The sequence below is a fragment of the uncultured Agrobacterium sp. genome (assembly GCA_913777615.1).
Classification (GTDB): domain Bacteria; phylum Pseudomonadota; class Alphaproteobacteria; order Rhizobiales; family Rhizobiaceae; genus Agrobacterium.
Window position 1 is genome coordinate 380,610 of sequence record CAJYTK010000011.1, and the last position, 18,543, is coordinate 399,152.

Sequence of the window (18,543 nt, forward strand, 5' to 3'; positions counted from 1 at the left end):
TTTCGGGAATTCCTGCCTAAGCCTTGCCCTCGCCGCCATTCGCGTCTACCAACCTGGCAATCCATGAAAAGAGGTAGACAATGCGTTTGGGCGGGCGTTTGGCCGGAGCAATCGAAGTGTTGGCGGATATTGAGGCGCGTAGACGCCCGGTTGCCGACGCACTGAAAGACTGGGGACTGGCGCATCGTTTCGCTGGTTCCGGCGACAGGGCCGCCATCGGCAATATTGTCTACGATGCCCTTCGCATGAAACTCTCCCACGCATGGTTGATGGATGACGACAGCGCCACGGCGCTCGGTTATGCCGTCATGCTGCGCCAGTGGCGAAAAACGCCGGAGCAACTGGCGCAGGAATTCGACGGCGACAAATTCGCGCCCCCATCTCTTTCGGAAACGTCCCTAAAGGCTCTGACCTCGCGTTCACTCTCCGATGCGCCCTTGCACATCCAGGGCGATATTCCCGAGTGGGTCCAGCCTTCATTTGAAGCCGCATTCCCGAACGACTGGCTTCGACAGGCCCAGGCGCTGAATGAGCGCCCAACACTCGATCTTCGTGCCAACACGCTGAAGGCAGGCCGCGACAAGGTCTTGAGGGCTCTGGAAGAGTCAGGCGCCATCGCGACGAGGATTGCTCGCCAAGGCGTGCGTATTCCGGCAGGGGAAGGTCCATCGCGTCTGCCCAACGTAACAGCCGAGCTTTCATTCCAGAAGGGCTGGTTCGAGGTGCAAGACGAAGGATCGCAGATCGTCGCCGATCTGGCAGGGGCCGTCGAGGGCGAGCAGATCCTTGATTATTGCGCTGGCGGCGGTGGTAAGACGCTGGCGATGGCGGCCAGCATGAACAACAAGGGGCAGGTTCACGCTTTCGACGCCGATCGCAAGCGGCTGGCGCCGATCATCGAGCGCTTGAAACGCGCTGGCACCCGAAACGTTCAGGTGCATGATAGACCCGCCGAACTGAATGCATTCCGAGAGAAGTTCGACCGCGTTCTCGTCGATGCTCCCTGCACGGGCACCGGAACATGGCGCAGACGCCCCGATACCAAATGGCGTCTCACACAGCGCAATCTTGAAGAGCGCGTCGGCCAGCAGGCAGATGCGTTGGATCAGGCAAAGACCTTCGTCCGCCCCGGCGGTGAACTGCTCTATGTCACCTGCTCCGTGCTTCCGGAAGAAAACGAGCGTCAGGTCCGTCGATTCTGTACTGAAAACCCGGAATTCTCCATTACGTCCGCACTGGACAGATGGACGAAAACCTTTGGACAGACCGCTGTCAAGCCTCACTCGGCAGATGGCGAGACCGTCACGCTGACGCCTGCGACGACCGATACTGACGGTTTCTTCTTCTGCGCCATGACCCGTCGGGCATAACCTGCCGGCACGCAACATGATGGTGGCAACTTGCTAGTTGGAAAGCTTCTAAACTAGAATATTTGACACAAGTTTATGATTGGTTCAGAACTCGCCTTCACAGCCTCGTTACCGCAGTGCTGGACAGGAGAGAGCATGTTCCGCAAAACCGTTCTGGGCGCCAGCATGGCGCTTTTTGCTGCATCGTCAGCCTTCACCGCGGCTCCCGCGAGAGCCGCAACCGATCCCGCCGCCGTCGTCAAGCATTATGCCGAACTGGCGCAGGCGAAATATCAGGATTCGCTGACGACAGCGCAAACGCTGGACAAGGCGATCGACGCGTTGATCGCCACGCCGAGCGAAGCAACGCTGAAGGCAGCACGTGAGGCCTGGATCAAGGCCCGCGTTCCCTATCAGCAGTCGGAAGTCTACCGCTTCGGCAATCCGATCGTCGATGAGTGGGAAGGCAAGGTCAATGCATGGCCGCTGGATGAAGGCCTCGTCGACTATGTCGACAGCTCCTACGGTACGGAAAGCGATGAGAACGAGCTCTACACCGCCAACATCATTGCCAATAAAAAGCTGACCATCGGTGGCGAAACGGTTGACGCAACGAAAATCACGCCTGAGCTGATCCGCAGCCTTGCGGAAGCTGGCGAGGTGGAAGCCAACGTCACCACCGGCTATCATGCCATCGAGTTTCTGCTCTGGGGCCAGGACCTTAACGGCACAGGCCCAGGTGCAGGCAATCGCCCTTACACGGATTATGACACAAAGAACTGCACGGGCGGAAATTGCGACCGCCGCGCCGAATATCTCAAGGCTGCCTCCACGCTTCTGGTTTCCGACCTAAAGGAAATGGCCGCAAACTGGGCACCCGACGGTGAGGCAACGAAGAATGTCGAAGCAGACGCCAAGAAGGGTCTCACTGCCATCCTGACCGGCATGGGCTCCCTGTCCTACGGCGAGCTCGCCGGCGAGCGCATGAAGCTTGGCCTTCTGCTGCACGATCCGGAAGAGGAGCACGACTGCTTCTCCGACAACACCTACAACTCGCACCTCAATGACGCGATCGGTATCGCCTCGGCCTATACGGGCGAATACATCCGGGCCGACGGCACCAAGATGACAGGCCCTTCGCTATCCGAACTCGTTGCCGCTAGCGACAAGGCGCTGGATGACGAGATGAAGGCGAAGCTGAACAAGACGCTCGATGCCATGCACGCCATGGAGAAGCGCGCCCAGACGGTGGAGGCCTATGACCAGATGATCGGCGAAGGCAATAAGGAAGGCAACGCCGTGGTTCAGGCAGCCATCGATGGTTTGCTGGACCAGACCAAGACCGTCGAGCGCGTCATTGCTGCTCTCGATCTTGGCAAGATCGAGCTGGAAGGTTCCGAAAGCCTCGACAATCCCAACGCCGTCTTCAAGTAAGATCTTGCTACACCATATCGAATGCGGCCGTTCCTGCGGACGGCCTCATTCAACGCTTTATCAACTGTCAAAGCCGGATCACCGTGAGCCGAGGACATGAAGCACACTGATCCGATCCGGTTTTTATCACCAGCCTTGGCGATCGCTTTATGCGGCATCCCATCATTGGCTGCCGACCTGACACGCTCCGATATCTCCGGAAGCGATCTCGCCCGCGTTCTTGCCGTTACCAGACCCGCCAGCGATTTCTCCAAGGCCGAGGCCTTCGAGGCCATGTCTGCCGGTGCCACAACAACGACAGCCGCTTCAGACACAACCTCTTTCTCCCAGCCATCCGCCAACATCACCTTGGACCAGGGCCAGACCTTCAAGCTCGGTCATGCGCTGTTCCAGAAGCTGTGGGTTTCCGCACCCTCTTCGACACAAGCCTCCGATGGCTTGGGCCCGCTTTACAATGCCCGCTCCTGTCAGACTTGCCATATCAATGACGGCCGCGGCCGCCCGCCGCGCAATGGGGAGGATGCCGTCTCGATGATTGCGCGTCTTGCCCGATCGGCACGCACACATGCGGAAGAGAACCTGGTCCAAGATCATCAGGCCTTGAACTTCCCGGATGTGACCTATGGGGCTCAACTGCAAAATCTCGCCGTGCCGGGTCTTAAGGCCGAAGGCAAGCTGACGGTTTCCTATGAGGACAATTACGTCACACTGAGTGACGGCGAGGTCGTATCATTGCGCAGGCCTAGCTACAGCATAAACGAGCTGACCGAAGGACCACTTGAAGCGGCAACCACCGTTTCACCACGGATCGCGCAGCCGACGCTCGGGCTTGGCCTGATCGAGGCTCTTGCCGCGGAAGACATTCTGGCTAATGCCGATCCCGATGATAAAAACGGCGATGGTATTTCCGGCAAAGCCGCCTGGGTACGCGACCATCGGACAGGTAAAATCTCTCTCGGTCGTTTCGGCTGGAAAGCACAGAATGCCACCGTGCGGGATCAGGCCGCCATGGCGTTCTCTCATGATCTCGGCATATCGACACCTGATGCCCCTAATGCTTATGGGGACTGCACAGAGAGACAGGCGGACTGTCTAGCCATGCCGACGGGCGTGCAAACACGGCTAGGCAACACCGAAGCACCCTCGCCGGTTCTCGATCTCGTGACCTTCTACACCGAAAACTTAGGCGTTCCCGCTAGACGCAATGTCGATGCTCCTAGTGTACTGCGCGGCAAGCAAATGTTTTATGAGAGCGGCTGTGCCACCTGTCATACGCCGAAATTCGTCACGACACGAAATGCGGGCGATCCGCTTCATTCCTTTCAGCTGATATGGCCCTATTCGGATTTTCTGCTGCACGACATGGGCGATGCTCTGGCGGACGGGCAGCAGGTGGGGGGTGCGACTGGCAAGGAATGGCGCACGCCGCCGCTCTGGGGTATCGGCCTGACAGGCGCCGTCAATGGCAACGAATTCTACATGCATGACGGGCGGGCGCGCGGCCTGACCGAAGCCGTTCTCTGGCACGGAGGCGAAGCGCAAAACGCGCGTGACGCTTTTGCCGCCTTGCAAAAATCCGACAGGCAGGCATTGCTGACATTTCTGGAGTCTCTTTGATGGACATTTCGATGCGCAAACTTCTCGCCATCCTGCCGCTGACAATCTTTCTCGGGTTAAACGTGGCCAAGGCTCAGGACGTCGAACTGATGCCTCCGCCACCGCTTGACCCAGTCAAGGTGCGCGCGACGATGGAGAAGGCCGTGGATGGTTTCATTCGCCCCGGCTACGAAAATTTTCGCGACAAGGCCCGCCTGCTGGAAAGCCGCATGCAGGCGCTTTGTACCGAGCCTTCAGACCGGAAAATGCAGGATGCCAAAGAGGGCTTTGCCGCCACGGTCGATGCATGGTCCCATATCGAAATCGTTCGCGTAGGGCCGGTCATCGAGCAGAACCGGTTCGAGCGCATTCTCTATTATCCTGACAAGAAGGGGTTGGGCTTGAAGCAGGTCCAGCGCTACCTTGCAGAAAAGGACGAAAGCGTAACGACGGCGGAGGGCCTTAAAGGTAAAAGTGTTGCCGCACAGGGCCTCGGTGCTCTGGAGTTCGTTCTTTTTGGCACGGGTGCCGAGACGCTGACGTCGCAGAAGAAAGATTTCCGCTGCCGCTATGGAGCGGCAATCGCCGGAAATCTCGCTAAAATCGGAGACGAGGTGGTGACGAGCTGGACCGAACCGAATGGAACGGCGAAAAACTGGAAAGAGCCCGGGGCGGACAATCCCGTCTTTCGCGATGAACGAGAGGCATTGGTAGCGCTGCTTGGCGTTCTCGTCCACGCCTCCGAAGCGGTCCGCGATCAGCGAGTAGAGACCTTCTACAAGGGGCCGGACAATGCCAAATTTCCGCGCACAGCCATCTATTGGCGCTCCGATCTTACCTGGAAAAGCATTGGCGACAATATCGCCGCCATTCAAGATCTGCTCCACACAGCGCATATGGGCGACCTCCTGCCGCCCGATCAGCGTTCGATCATCGGCTCTATAGATTTCATCGCTAAATCCATGGTGCGCGTCACCGGTACCATCGGTCCCGATGTCGAAAGAGCCCTTGCAGACGACAAGGAACGCGCCAAGGTCGATTACCTGCTGTTGAACGGTAAGGACCTGATCTACCGCATCAACGATCAATATGGCGGCGCCATTGGCTTAAGCTCCGGCTTCTCCTTCTCGGACGGAGACTGACGTGGCGACAGATCGGCGGCTTCTGATCGACCGGCGCACCTTCATCAAGGCTGCGGGCGCTCCGTTTCTGGCCTCACTTGCGCCACGGTCCCTTTTTGCCCTGCAGCGAACCGACGCTGTCTTTGCATCCGCTTTTCGTAGTCGCGATGGTGCCTATGGTGTTGCGACATTGAGCGAGGCGGGCGAGATCATCGACAGGGTGGCCTTGCCCGCAAGGGCACACGGCATGGCCTCCAGTCCAGCAACCGGGGTGACCGTCGCTTTCGCTCGCAGGCCCGGCACATTCTTCGTCGCCTTCGACCCTAAAGGCCACAAAGCGCCCGCCGTCATTAGCACGCCGGAAGGCCGACACTTTTACGGGCACGGACAATTTTCTCCAGATGGCACGATCCTCTACGCCAGCGAGAACGATTTCGACGGAAATCGCGGCGTGATCGGTCTCTACGATGCGCGCAACGGATTTCGCCGCCTCGGCGAATATGACGCGCACGGCATCGGCACCCACGACATGACCGTGAGCCCCGATGGCACGATGATCGTTATCGCCAATGGGGGCATCGAAACCCATCCGGATTTCGGCCGGACCAAGCTCAACATAGACCAGATGGAGCCATCGCTCGTCCTTCTGGATGCCACCACAGGAGACCTTCTCCAGAAGCACAGTGTGCCGGAACGGCTGAGACAGCTTTCTACCCGCCGTGTCGACCTGGGAAATGACGGGCGTATCTGGTTCGCCTGTCAATATGAAGGTCCGCGTAACGACCTTCCCCCGCTTGCAGGCTATTTCTCCAAAGGGGACGATATTCGTTTTGTCGCGCTACCCGATAAAACGACCAGCAGACTGGCAAATTACGTCGGTGCGATTGCCGTCAACCGGAAGGCGGGCGTCGTAGGGTTGACGTCCCCCAATGGCAACGCCTTCGTCACGCTGGATGAACGGAGTGGCGCGGTGCTGAGCGAAACGACCGTGCGAGAGGCAGCAGGAGTTGCCGCATCAGCGAAAGGCACCATTGCATCCTCCTATGACGGCCACTTTGCAGGGAAGGTTTCCGACGTCGCCTGGGACCAGCACATCGTTCGGATTCTGCGCTAAAGCGCTCTTCTTCCATTGAACGCTTTACCTCTTTGGGCTCACGCATCGCGATTTTGCAAATATCGATTTCGATTTGCGTGCCAATGCTGTCTTTTGTGAAAAAGATGGAGGAACCAAAGCATCGTGCCGTCATTCTTTCGGGCATGAAGAACGCGCTGATCTATCTCATCTTTATTGCTGTCGTGGTAACCTGTGGCGCGTTGATCGGAATCAACAATGTGCCCGGTGAATGGTACCAGTCGCTCACCAAGCCGCCATTCAATCCGCCAAACTGGATTTTCGGCCCGGTCTGGACCACACTTTATGTCATGATCGCCATCGCCGGAGCCCGTACCTGGTTGCAAAGTCGCATGGGTGGTCGGATGCAGCTCTGGGGCAGCCAGATGCTGCTCAACTTCCTCTGGTCGCCAATGTTCTTCGGCATGGAGAGCCTCGCAGCTGGTCTAATCGTCATCGTGCCGATGCTAATCTGCATCATCGCATTCATCTTCATGACGTTCAGCCGTGACCGCCTGTCCATGTGGCTTTTCGTGCCTTATGCAGCGTGGGTAAGCTTCGCGACTCTGCTAAATGCGAGCCTTCTTTATCTGAATTAGTCGCAAAAGCGCTTCAGACTTCGCGCGGCTCTGGAAATCATAAGTAGATAACGCCGCAAAAAACCGGTTATGATCGCTGCAAAATTGCGGGAGGCGGCGCTCCACGGCCGGTGGACCATGAACATTTCGGATCACATCCAGGAAATTGAACATGTCGGCGTCGGTCGCAATACCGGGCGAGATGCCGTGGTGGTAGCGTCCTGGCGGCGCTGCCTCGACACCTACCAAATGGATCCGACCAAGGCCCGCGAGGCTGTGATCGTGTCCGAAAGTCGCCTGCGTGAGCATCGCCAGCGGGCTGAAGATTTGATCCACATTGCCCGTTCTGCACTGGAGAATCTTTATCGCCAAGTGGCCGAGCAGAACTATGTGCTTCTGCTGTCAGACCGGCAGGGCGTTACGGTGGATTTTCTGGGTGATCCTTCATTTAACAACAATCTTCGAAAGGCGGGGCTCTATCTCGGTTCGGAATGGTCAGAACCCCGCGCGGGCACTTGTGCGGTGGGTGCCTGTATAGCGACCGGTGAAGCGCTGACCATTCACCAGACAGACCATTTCGATGTCACCCATACCCCGCTTTCCTGCACCGCAGCGCCGATCTACGACACGCAGGGATCGTTGGCTGCTGTTCTGGATATTTCACTATTAAGCTCTCCCATCCTGAAGGCCAGCCAGAACATGGCACGGCATCTGGTGTCCTCAACCGTGCGCCGGATCGAACTGGCAAATCTGATGGCCAGCAGCCGTCATGATCTTGTGCTACGGTTTGCGGCTGCACCGGAATTTCTGGATGTCGATCCCGAAGCTGCGCTTTCCGTCGATGGGGCTGGCCGGATCACGGGAATGACCCATGGTGCCGCGCGCATTCTCGCTGCGTCGCGTGGGTTGGATTGGCACGCCCCGGAAGAGCTCCTCGGACAGCGCCTGGAAGAATTCTTCGAGGCCGACTTTGACGAGCTTTCCTCCCTCACACGCTCCAGTCTCCCGCAGGATCGGCGGATTGTTTCAAAAAACGGTTCCGTTCTTTACGGCCACGCAATCGAACCTCAACAGCGTCGCTTGTCTGGCTTGAAAGGACGTTTGAAACACCAGCGAGCCATCGACGGGATCGGCGGCGATAATCCATCCGTCCTCAATCTTCGGCGCAAAATCGAAAAACTGGCACCCGCCAGATTGCCGATCTTGCTGCAGGGCCAGACAGGGACCGGCAAGGAGCATCTCGCCCGCATCATTCACGAGACCAGCGGCGTTCGCGGTCGCTTCGTTCCCGTCAACTGCGCGGCCATTCCGGAGCAGCTGATCGAAAGCGAATTGTTTGGGCATTTGCCGGGAGCCTTTACTGGCGCCTTGCCGAAAGGACGCAAAGGACTAGTAGAGGAGGCGCATGAAGGTACGCTTTTCCTCGATGAAATTGGCGACATGCCGTTTGCAGCGCAAAGCCGGCTCCTGCGCGTCCTGGCGGAAGGAGAAGTTCTCCCCGTTGGTGGCTCCACACCGCAAAAGGTCAGTTTCAGAGTAATCTCTGCATCTCATCGTCCGCTGGGTGAGATGGTGCGTAGCGGGGCATTCCGGGAGGATCTGTACTACCGGCTGAACGCTGCTGTGCTCACCCTGCCCGCGTTGAAGGACCGCGATGATTTTATCTGGCTTCTCGACAGGATTCTCGAAAGACACGCGGTAGCCGGTCGGCCTCTCATACTGTCCGACGCGGCGCGTCTGGCATTTCTGCGCCACACATGGCCAGGCAATATCCGGGAGCTGGACAACACCATCGCCTATGCTGCCGCGCTGTGCGACGGTGGAACGATTATGCTCGACGACCTTCCAGAGCTCCTCGGCACCACAGCCACGACAGCGACAGACGGCCGCGACGGCGATCTTCACGCCATCCTGGCAGCCTGCAACGGCAATATATCCGAAGCGGCGCGCAAGCTCGGCGTCGATCGCACCACGCTCCACCGCCGCTTACGCCGCCTTGGCGCAGGGAAACCGCACTGAGTGTGAGGACGTGCCACAGCTGTTGCGCCACACCTGTTGCGATTGCGACAGTCCTGCTTCAAGCGACTCCCGCATTTTCAGGCATTGAGCAAACAAGATCGACTGGCACGCTCATTGCACCTCGTCTGGCATCACAAGCCACTGAGGACAAAATATGCGCGCGCTCAGATTTCATGCAGCCAAGGATTTGCGGACCGATACTGTTCCAGAGCCAAGGCAACCGGGACCCGGACAGGTTCTCGTGCGGAACCGCTTTGTCGGCATTTGCGGCACCGACCTGCACGAGTACAGCTACGGCCCGATCTTTATTCCCACCGAGCCCCACCCATTTACTGGCGCTCACGGACCGCAAATTCTGGGACACGAGTTCGGCGGTATAATTGAAGCCATCGGACAAGGTGTGACCTCGGTCAGTGTCGGCGACCGGGTGTCGATTCAACCGCTCGTCATGCCACGGTCAGGCGATTACTTTTCGGATCGAGGCCTTTTCCACCTCAGCACCCAGCTGGCACTTGTCGGTTTGAGCTGGGAAGGCGGCGGCATGGCAGAAGCAGCGCTAGTCAATGAATACAACGTGCAGAAAATTCCGGACGAGATGACCGACGAGGAGGCGGCTCTGGTCGAACCATCGGCAGTTGCCGTCTATGCCTGCGATCGCGGCGGCGTGACCGCAGGCAACAGCGTCCTGGTGACAGGGGCCGGACCGATCGGCATGTTGACGCTCCTGGCGGCGCGCGCAGCAGGTGCCGCGCAGCTCTTCGTGTCAGACCTCAATGATGCCCGTCTTGAGCTTGCCCGAAATGTTATTCCAGATGTGATCACCATCAACCCGAAGCGTGACCATCCGGGCGATGTCGTTCGTTCGGCCACCGAGGGCCAGGTCGGATGCGATGTTGCAATCGAGTGCGTTGGCAACGAACACGCCCTCAAGGCCTGCGTCGATGCGGTGCGCAAACAAGGCGTCGTCGTCCAGACCGGGCTGCACCCGCATGAAAATCCGATCGACTGGTTCCAGGTCACCTTCAAGGACCTGGAGATCAAGGGCTCATGGGCATATCCGACGCATTATTGGCCTCGGGTCATACGGCTCATTGCGTCGGGCCAATTGCCGGCAACGAAGATTGTCACGAAGCGCATAGCGCTGGATGAGGCCGTGTCGGAGGGTTTCGATACTCTGCTCGATCCTGCTGGCACACATCTGAAAATCCTGATCGATCTTTCACGGTAAATGCCCTCATCCGCGTGAGGGAGAGGAGCCCGATACGCGAATGCGAATGAACTCCACGAAGCAGCGGGCCGCTGCTTCGTGATCAGACCCAAGCAAAACCATGGAGGAGATGAATATGCTTGATGTCAGTCCGACAACCAAAATCGACACGATCCTAGCCAAATTCGGCAAGGCGCTCGCAGCCCAAGACATAGATGCCGCCGTCAACCTGTTCCAGGCAGATTGCTACTGGCGAGATCTCGTAACCTTCACCTGGAACCTCAACACCATGGAGGGCCATCACGCCATCCGCGACATGTTGACGAACCAGCTCTCGGCCATCAAGCCGTCCGGCTTCAGGCAGGATGTGAACGAGCAGGCCTCTGAAAGTGGCGGCGTAACCGAGGGCTGGTTCGAATTCGAGACCGCTACCGCCCGAGGCTATGGTCACGTCCGGCTGAAGGATGGCCTGATCTGGACGCTCCTCACCACCATGAGTGAACTGAAAGGACATGAGGAGCCTAAAGGTGCAAGACGCCCAATGGGAGCCGAACATGGGCATGACCGCAACCGCAGAACCTGGAAGGAAAAACGTGAAGCAGAGGCCGTCGAGCTCGGCTACACGGAGCAACCCTATGTCGTCATCATCGGCGGTGGACAGGGTGGCATTGCGCTTGGTGCAAGACTGCGCCAGCTCGGAGTTCCGACAATCATCATCGAAAAGAACGAGCGGCCGGGCGACAGTTGGCGCAAGCGCTACAAATCGCTCTGCCTGCACGACCCCGTCTGGTACGATCATCTGCCCTACATTCCCTTCCCGGAAAACTGGCCGGTCTTTACCCCCAAAGACAAGGTGGGCGACTGGCTGGAGATGTACACCAAGGTCATGGAGCTGAACTACTGGGGTTCCACCACCTGTAAATCGGCCCAATATGACGAGACTTCCGGAGAGTGGACCGTAATTGTCGACCGCGCCGGGAAAGAGGTCGTCTTGCGGCCCAAGCAACTGGTGTTGGCAACCGGCATGTCAGGCAAACCCAACATTCCGAAATTCCCAGGCCAGGATATCTTCAAGGGAGAGCAGCAGCACTCCTCACAGCATCCGGGCCCGGACGCCTATTCCGGAAAAAAGGTCGTCGTCGTCGGCTCAAACAATTCGGCCCATGATATTTGCGCTGCGCTGTGGGAGGCAGGTGCCGATGTGACCATGCTGCAGCGTTCCTCGACCCATATCGTCAAGTCGGATTCCTTGATGGAAATCGGGCTGGGCGATCTCTATTCGGAACGCGCCGTCGCCAGTGGGATGACCACGCGAAAAGCCGATCTCATCTTCGCCTCGCTCCCCTACAGGATCATGCATGAATTCCAGGTTCCGATTTACAACCGTATCCGGGAGAAAGATGCTGACTTCTACGCAGCCCTTAAGAAAGCCGGCTTCATGCTGGACTTCGGCGATGACGAGTCCGGTCTCTTCATGAAGTATCTGCGTCGCGGCTCCGGTTACTACATCGACGTCGGCGCCTGCGATCTGGTGATTGACGGCTCGATCAGGCTGAAATCCGCGGTGGATGTGTCTCACCTGACAGAGGATGCCGTTGTGCTGAAAGATGGCACGCAGCTACCCGCCGATCTGGTGGTCTATGCGACCGGCTATGGTTCGATGAACGGCTGGGCAGCGGATCTGATCTCGCGCGAGGTGGCGGACAAGGTCGGCAAATGCTGGGGACTAGGCTCCAATACGACCAAGGACCCGGGTCCTTGGGAGGGAGAACAACGCAACATGTGGAAGCCGACGCAGCAGCAAGCCCTCTGGTTCCATGGCGGCAATCTGCATCAATCCCGTCATTACTCGCAATATCTCTCGCTGCAATTAAAAGCGCGGCAGGTCGGACTGGAAACACCGGTCTATGGTCTCCAAAAGCCGCATCATCTCGCATGAGGCGAAAATGACATTGATCCGCCGGTTGGACAGAACCGGCGGATCAACCACCCTTGTCTTGCGCCTGGACCGAGGCCATGTCATTTTTCAATAAAAATGAAAGGCAGGGGAATGACATTCACCGATCCTGGCGATTTTCGCCAGCGTATTGAAAAGAGCTTCGCGCGCCAGGGTGTGGTCAAGGCAATCAAGGCGGAGCTGACGCGTATCGAGCACCGGCTGGTCGAAATAGAGCTGCCTTTTCATCCCAAGCTGACGCAGCAGCATGGCATTCTTCATGCCGGCGTCATAGCCGCCGCGCTCGACACCGCCTGCACCTATGCAGCCTATACGATCGTTGAGCCGGAAGCGTCTCTGCTGACAATCGAGTTCAAGGTCAACCTCATGTCACCCGGGCGGGGCGAGCGCTTTTTGTTTCGCGGCGAGATCACCAAACCCGGCAGCAACATCATCGTGGCCGATGGTCGCGCCTATGCCATTTCCGACGGCCCTGCGAAGCTGATCGCTTCGATGACGGGAACGATGATGGTTCTGAAAGGACGCGAAGGGTTCAGCGAAAATGAGCTATGAGCTGGTCGAGATCGACGGCAAGCGCCTTCTCTTCGTCATGGCAGCCGAGGCGGAATACGGTCCGCATCTGAAAGCTCGTTCTCGACCGCTGATGACGGGCGTCGGTCCTGTTGAAGCTGCTGTTTCCCTGACTGCCACATTGAGCGATCTGAACGCTCAGGCGCGCCTGCCCCATCTCGTGGTTTCGCTAGGGTCCGCCGGCTCGCGCCTGTTGGAACAGACCAAAGTCTATCAGGCTGTCAGTGTATCCTACCGGGATATGGATGCCTCAGCCTTCGGCTTTGAAAAAGGACGCACGCCATTTCTGGATCTGCCCGCAGAGGTTCCGCTTCCATATTCCATACCAGGCGTTGCGACCGCGCGTCTTTCCACCGGCGCCAATGTGGTGTCCGGCAGCGCCTATGACAGTATCGACGCAGACATGGTGGAGATGGAGACATTCGCAATCCTGCGCGCCTGCCATCGCTTCGGCATTCCGCTGATCGCCTTGCGTGGCATTTCCGATGGTAAGGCGGATGTTCACCATATCGATGACTGGACGGACTATCTCCACATTATCGACGAGAAACTGGCAGAGGCCGTCGACAGGCTGAAAGACGCGATAAAGGTCGGGGCGATTACACTCTGATGCTTGCAAGGCGGCACATTTTCTGGCTTTTCAGGGCATGCGCCGGGTTGCCTTACGCCCGGCAATTCTTTAAAGGCTCGCCATGACCCAGATAGCCCATCCCGACAGCATCCTCATCATCGATTTCGGCAGCCAGGTGACGCAGCTGATTGCGCGCCGCATCCGCGAAGCCGGGGTTTATTGCGAAATCCACCCGTTCCAGAGCGCTGCAGAAGCGTTTGAGAAAATGCAGCCGAAGGGCGTCATCTTCTCCGGTGGCCCGGCATCTGTCACGGCCGAGGGAAGCCCGCGCGCACCACAGGCAGTGTTTGATGCAGGTATCCCGATTCTTGGCATTTGCTATGGCCAGCAAACGCTCTGCACCCAGCTCGGCGGTACCGTAGAAGGCGGCCATGCAGCGGAATTTGGCAGAGCCGATATCGAAATCAAAAAGGCGAGCCCGCTCTTTGATGGCTTCTGGGAACTTGGTGGCCGTTATCCGGTCTGGATGAGCCATGGCGACCGCGTCACGCAATTGCCGGCCGGTTTCGAAGTGGCAGCGACGTCGGAGAACGCACCTTTCGCCATCGCAGTCAATGAAGAGCGCCGCTACTACACCACGATGTTCCACCCGGAAGTTGTCCACACGCCCGATGGCGCGAAGCTGCTTTCCAACTTCGTCCACAAGATCGTCGGCCTGAAATCCGATTGGACGATGGCGGCCTATCGCGCTGAGATGATCCGCAAGATCCGCGAGCAGGTCGGCGATGGCCGTGTGCTCTGTGCGCTCTCAGGCGGCGTCGATTCCTCGGTTGCGGCGATCCTCATCCATGAAGCGATCGGCGACCAGCTGACCTGCGTCTATGTCGACCACGGTCTGATGCGCCTTGCCGAAAGCGAGCAGGTCGTCGGCATGTTCCGCGACCACTACAACATCCCGCTCGTCCATGTAGATGCCTCAGACTTGTTCCTGACGGAACTGGCCGGCGTTTCCGATCCTGAGGTCAAGCGGAAGACTATCGGCCGTCTTTTCATCGAGACCTTTGAAGCCGAAGCTGCCAAGATTGCAGCGGATGGCAAGGGTGCGCCAGCTTTCCTGGCACAGGGTACGCTCTATCCGGACGTCATCGAAAGCGTATCCTTCTCGGGCGGCCCGTCCGTCACGATCAAGAGCCACCACAATGTTGGCGGTCTGCCTGAACGCATGAACATGAAGCTGGTCGAACCACTTCGTGAACTCTTCAAGGACGAAGTCCGCGCTCTTGGCCGCGAACTCGGCCTGCCGGAAAGCTTCATCGGTCGTCACCCCTTCCCCGGTCCCGGCCTTGCGATCCGTTGCCCCGGCGTCGTCACCCGCGAGAAGCTGGATATTCTGCGCAAGGCAGATGCGATCTATCTCGACGAAATCCGCAAGGCTGGCCTCTACGACACCATCTGGCAGGCTTTTGCGGTACTGCTTCCGGTTCAGACCGTCGGCGTCATGGGCGACTATCGCACCTATGATTTCGTCTGCGCACTGCGCGCGGTCACTTCGGTGGATGGCATGACGGCGGACTTCTACCCATACGACATGAACTTCCTCGGTCGTGCGGCCACCCGCATCATCAACGAAGTCAAGGGCATCAACCGGGTGGTCTACGACGTGACGTCGAAGCCGCCGGGCACCATCGAGTGGGAATGATCTCGCATCCCGGTTTAGACTCAAGCAAGCTTTGAAAGAATACCAAAAGCCCGCATATTGTGGGCTTTTGGCTTTGCAGATCTGGCCGATTGAGGAGACATGGTGGGATATATCGGATATCCTGCGCTCTCTTTGCGCTCATGATCATTGCCTTGCAGTCGACCATCGTTATGACCACAGTCCAGTCGTAGACAGGTTGGCGATCCGCCTCAGACTGTCTTGATCGTACCGCCATCGATGACGAACTCGGCCCCGTGGATTGCGCCAGCGCGGTCGGAGGCGAGGTAGGCGATAAGATCCGCGACCTCTTCCGGCTCGGCTCCGCGGCCGATCGATATCCCGCCCAAGGCGTCGAGAACGAACTGGCGCGCATCCTCGATCGTACCGCCATTGGCGCTCCGCAGCATGTCGAGAAAGTCTCCGGCGCCCTGCGTCATGATCCAGCCTGGCGAAACGGAATTGACCCGCACGCCTTTGGGACCGAGCTCCTTCGAGATCGACTTGCTGTAGGTCCTCAGCGCAGCTTTCGCGGCGGCATAGCCTGTCGTGGATTCCGGCAGCGGCAACACCGACTGAATGGAGGTGACATGCACGACGATGCCTTGACTGCGCTCGAGCATCTGCGGAATCAACAGCCGGTCAAGCCGGACCGTTGCCAACAGGTTGAGGTTCAGCTCGGCAAGCCAGTGCTCGTCCGTCAAGGCCACAAAGCCGCCTGCCGGTGAATTGGAACCGCCGATGACATGAGCAAGAATGTCGATACCGCCAAGCCGCTCGATTGCCGCCTTGGCGACCGTTTCGCTGCCTTTGGCGGTCGTCAGGTCTGCCTGAACATAGTCCACACCCTCAATGGGATCCTGGATTGTGCGCGCGGTTGTGACAACGCGAGCGCCGCCGGCGAGAAAGCGTTTTACCGTGGCGCGGCCGAGACCCTTCGTACCGCCGCTGACGAGCACGCGCTTGCCCGCAAATTCATCGGGGTTTGCCTGGATGATCATATCCTGGTCTCCAACGTCTTGATGGCATCCTGCGCCATCGTGAAACGATAGGTGAAGCGAAGCGGGCTGCCGGGGAAGTCACCGTGAGCGGGGCCTTCTAGGATGAAGTCGCCATTTTCTTCCCGAGCGGTATCGGGCTCGAAGATCGCCTTCACCGCGATCGCTTCTTCCTCAAGGAGCTGGCGGATTTTGGAAAGCCCGACATAGTGTTTGCCGTTATCGATGAAGACGGCATCTTTGGCGAAATGCTTCATCATGCCCTCAAGATCGAGGCGGGCATTTGCCTCGATATACTCGGCGACTGGTTTGGGTATGTTCAGTGACATGGCCATCTCCTTGTTGGTGATGACGCTAATTTAGCCATGGACTTTTCTCCCGATAAGCGAGATAGATCGGCATTGGGCGTAACGAAAATCGGGACAATGACGCGACACTCTCTCATTGAACTCGAGGCAGTCTTAGCCATCGTCCGGTGCGGCTCGTTCCGAGCCGCGGCCTTGGAGCTCGGCATGTCGACCACTGCTATCAGCAGCGCCGTGGGCAAGCTTGAGCGGGAGCTCGCCGTGCGTCTCTTCAATCGCACCACACGCAGTGTCTCGCTCACCTATGCGGGGCGCATCTTTGTCGCGCAAATCAAGCCCGCGCTGGAAAATATTCAAAATGCGATGAACACGGCACGGGCTCAACAGGAAACGCCGTCAGGCACCTTGCGTATCAACGCGTTTGCCACTGCGGCGCGCGAGATCATGGTGCCGCTGGTGTTGAGCTATCTTCAGCGCTTTCCCCAAGTCCACATCGACCTTGTGACCGAGGGTCGGCTTGTCGACGTCGTGGCGGCGGGCTTCGATCTGGGATTGCGCAGCGCGGACCTTGTGCCAAATGACGCGATCGCCATACCGCTGGGGAAAATGCGACGCATGGCGGTTGTCGCCTCACCCGCCTTTTTCGAAGAACGAAATGTTCCCCAAGTGCCGCAGGATCTGCTGGCCTACCCATGCATTCGCGGACGCCTCCCAGATGGAGCCCTGCTGCGATGGCGATTTGAGAAGGGCGGAGAAGAGCTGCATCTTGATGTCGAAGGACCAATCACGCTGGATGAAGCCTCATTGGCCCGGATCGCGGCAATCAACAGTGTTGGGATCGGCTATTTTATGGAGGCCGATGTCCGCGAAGACATAACCGCAGGACGGCTTGTTCGCATCCTCGAAGACTGGACTCCACCGCTCGTGCCGCTCTGCCTTTATTATTATAATCGGCGCAATTCCTCAGCAGCCTTCCAAGCCTTCATCGCACTGGCACGAGACTACGCGGCAGGACGACTAGCACAGCGCTCGAGCGGTTAGCCGTCGATCCTTGTTGAAACCAGTCGTGAAGCGTGCATCGACGCGAAGTGGCAACGATGCCGTCGACACTTTTTCTCACCCACAGCTCAACCTTTCAATCGCACGGCGCGTTAGGGACCCATAGTTCCCAGCACCGCGGACCCGCCATGCCTTCAACCTTCCGATTCGATCTACTCGCCAAGAGCGGTTACGCCGCACGCGGCATCGTCTTCATGCTCGTTGGCGGGCTGGCACTCCTGTCCGGCGTGGCAGGCGAGAAAACCGAAACGAAATCGGCGATCTCGACGCTGTTGAGCCAGCCGTTCGGACGCATCTGGGTGGGCGCCATCGGCATCGGCCTTCTCGGCTTCGTCTGCTGGCGTCTGGCGCAAGCCATTGCCGATACGGACGATCATGGCACCAGTGCCAAAGGCCTGGTCATTCGAACGGCGCTAGTGGGAAGTGCTGTGACATACCTTGGTCTTGCCGGCTTCGCGCTCGGCCACAGCTTCCTTGCCGGTGGCGGCGATGAAGGCTCGGGTGAGAAAGATCTCGCCCAATGGATCATGTCGCAGCCCTTCGGATCCTATCTTCTGATTGCGGTCGGCGCTGGATTCGTCATCGGCGGCGGTGTCACTGCAGCCAAGGGACTGACGCGAAAGTTCGAGCGCTATCTGCGCATCCCGGACAAGAATGCGGTCGCTACCTGGATTTGCATCTACGGGCTCGTAGCACGCGGTCTGGTGTTTGCGATCATCGGCATCCTTTTCATCACGGCCGGAATGAATGTCGATCCACAGGAGGCCGGCAGCATGGGCGACGCGATGCAATGGCTAAGACAGATGCCGTTCGGCAGCGCACTCTACATCTGCGTAGCCGCGGGGCTCGCGGCCTTTGGCATCTACAATCTCATCGAAGCCCGCTACCGCACGATCCCAAGCCCGTCCTTGAGCGCGGTCACTCGGTCAGTACGATCTGCGCTCCCTGGCCGGTAACAAGAGACGTACCACT

Annotated in this window: 16 protein-coding genes; 14 read left to right on the forward strand and 2 right to left on the reverse strand. The window is 58.4% G+C overall.

All coding sequences use genetic code 11. The features are described from left to right. Positions 1–80 precede the first annotated feature (80 nt). The 12 genes from QZ862_RS10860 to guaA all read left to right on the forward strand — a co-directional run bounded on the left by QZ862_RS10860 (position 81) and on the right by guaA (position 15,212). Complete coding sequence (locus QZ862_RS10860) at positions 81–1,370, forward strand: RsmB/NOP family class I SAM-dependent RNA methyltransferase (RefSeq protein ID WP_296099765.1); 1,290 nt, start codon at positions 81–83, stop codon at positions 1,368–1,370. Positions 1,371–1,505: 135 nt separating this feature from the next. After that, entirely contained in the window at positions 1,506–2,783 is a 1,278-nt protein-coding gene (locus QZ862_RS10865; RefSeq protein WP_296099767.1) for an imelysin family protein, read from the forward strand. Between the two features lie 96 nt (positions 2,784–2,879). Further along, positions 2,880–4,400, forward strand: a complete 1,521-nt coding sequence (locus QZ862_RS10870; protein ID WP_296099769.1) for a di-heme oxidoredictase family protein — start codon at positions 2,880–2,882, stop codon at positions 4,398–4,400. Continuing rightward, a complete protein-coding gene (locus QZ862_RS10875) occupies positions 4,400–5,521 on the forward strand; it encodes an imelysin family protein (RefSeq protein WP_296099771.1) in 1,122 nt (373 codons plus the stop codon). The genes QZ862_RS10870 and QZ862_RS10875 overlap by 1 nt, the downstream gene beginning before the upstream one ends. Before the next feature lies 1 nt (position 5,522). Continuing rightward, on the forward strand, positions 5,523–6,614 hold the full coding sequence (locus QZ862_RS10880; protein WP_296099773.1) for a DUF1513 domain-containing protein: 1,092 nt from the start codon (positions 5,523–5,525) through the stop codon (positions 6,612–6,614). A 143-nt stretch (positions 6,615–6,757) separates the two neighbouring features. After that, positions 6,758–7,210 carry a TspO/MBR family protein gene (locus tag QZ862_RS10885; RefSeq protein ID WP_296021629.1) on the forward strand — a complete coding sequence of 151 codons (453 nt, stop codon included), beginning with the start codon at positions 6,758–6,760 and terminating at the stop codon, positions 7,208–7,210. 117 nt (positions 7,211–7,327) lie between these two features. Further along, positions 7,328–9,208, forward strand: a complete 1,881-nt coding sequence (locus tag QZ862_RS10890; protein WP_296099776.1) for a sigma-54-dependent Fis family transcriptional regulator — start codon at positions 7,328–7,330, stop codon at positions 9,206–9,208. A gap of 154 nt (positions 9,209–9,362) precedes the next feature. Continuing rightward, positions 9,363–10,436 (forward strand): 2,3-butanediol dehydrogenase, encoded by a 1,074-nt coding sequence (locus QZ862_RS10895; protein WP_296099777.1) that lies wholly within the window; start codon positions 9,363–9,365, stop codon positions 10,434–10,436. Positions 10,437–10,551: 115 nt separating this feature from the next. Beyond that, entirely contained in the window at positions 10,552–12,354 is a 1,803-nt protein-coding gene (locus tag QZ862_RS10900) for an NAD(P)/FAD-dependent oxidoreductase (RefSeq protein ID WP_296099779.1), read from the forward strand. A gap of 111 nt (positions 12,355–12,465) precedes the next feature. Beyond that, entirely contained in the window at positions 12,466–12,924 is a 459-nt protein-coding gene (locus QZ862_RS10905) for a PaaI family thioesterase (RefSeq protein WP_296099780.1), read from the forward strand. Beyond that, the gene (locus QZ862_RS10910) at positions 12,914–13,552 is read left to right on the forward strand and encodes a 5'-methylthioadenosine/S-adenosylhomocysteine nucleosidase (RefSeq protein WP_296099782.1); all 639 of its coding nucleotides are present in this window, start codon (positions 12,914–12,916) and stop codon (positions 13,550–13,552) included. Before QZ862_RS10905 ends, QZ862_RS10910 begins: the two co-directional genes overlap by 11 nt. Positions 13,553–13,634: 82 nt before the next feature. After that, on the forward strand, positions 13,635–15,212 hold the full coding sequence (gene guaA, locus QZ862_RS10915; protein ID WP_296099783.1) for a glutamine-hydrolyzing GMP synthase: 1,578 nt from the start codon (positions 13,635–13,637) through the stop codon (positions 15,210–15,212). Positions 15,213–15,421: 209 nt separating this feature from the next. Here guaA and QZ862_RS10920 read toward each other — a convergent pair whose 3' ends face one another. Further along, entirely contained in the window at positions 15,422–16,210 is a 789-nt protein-coding gene (locus QZ862_RS10920; RefSeq protein ID WP_296099785.1) for an SDR family oxidoreductase, read from the reverse strand. Continuing rightward, positions 16,207–16,536, reverse strand: coding sequence for a nuclear transport factor 2 family protein (locus QZ862_RS10925; protein WP_296099786.1), 330 nt, complete (start codon positions 16,534–16,536; stop codon positions 16,207–16,209). The genes QZ862_RS10920 and QZ862_RS10925 overlap by 4 nt, the downstream gene beginning before the upstream one ends. Positions 16,537–16,632: 96 nt before the next feature. Between QZ862_RS10925 and QZ862_RS10930 the strand changes: the two genes are divergently transcribed. Then, positions 16,633–17,553 carry a LysR family transcriptional regulator gene (locus QZ862_RS10930; protein ID WP_296021593.1) on the forward strand — a complete coding sequence of 307 codons (921 nt, stop codon included), beginning with the start codon at positions 16,633–16,635 and terminating at the stop codon, positions 17,551–17,553. Between the two features lie 146 nt (positions 17,554–17,699). Continuing rightward, the gene (locus QZ862_RS10935) at positions 17,700–18,527 is read left to right on the forward strand and encodes a DUF1206 domain-containing protein (RefSeq protein ID WP_296099787.1); all 828 of its coding nucleotides are present in this window, start codon (positions 17,700–17,702) and stop codon (positions 18,525–18,527) included. Positions 18,528–18,543 lie beyond the last annotated feature (16 nt).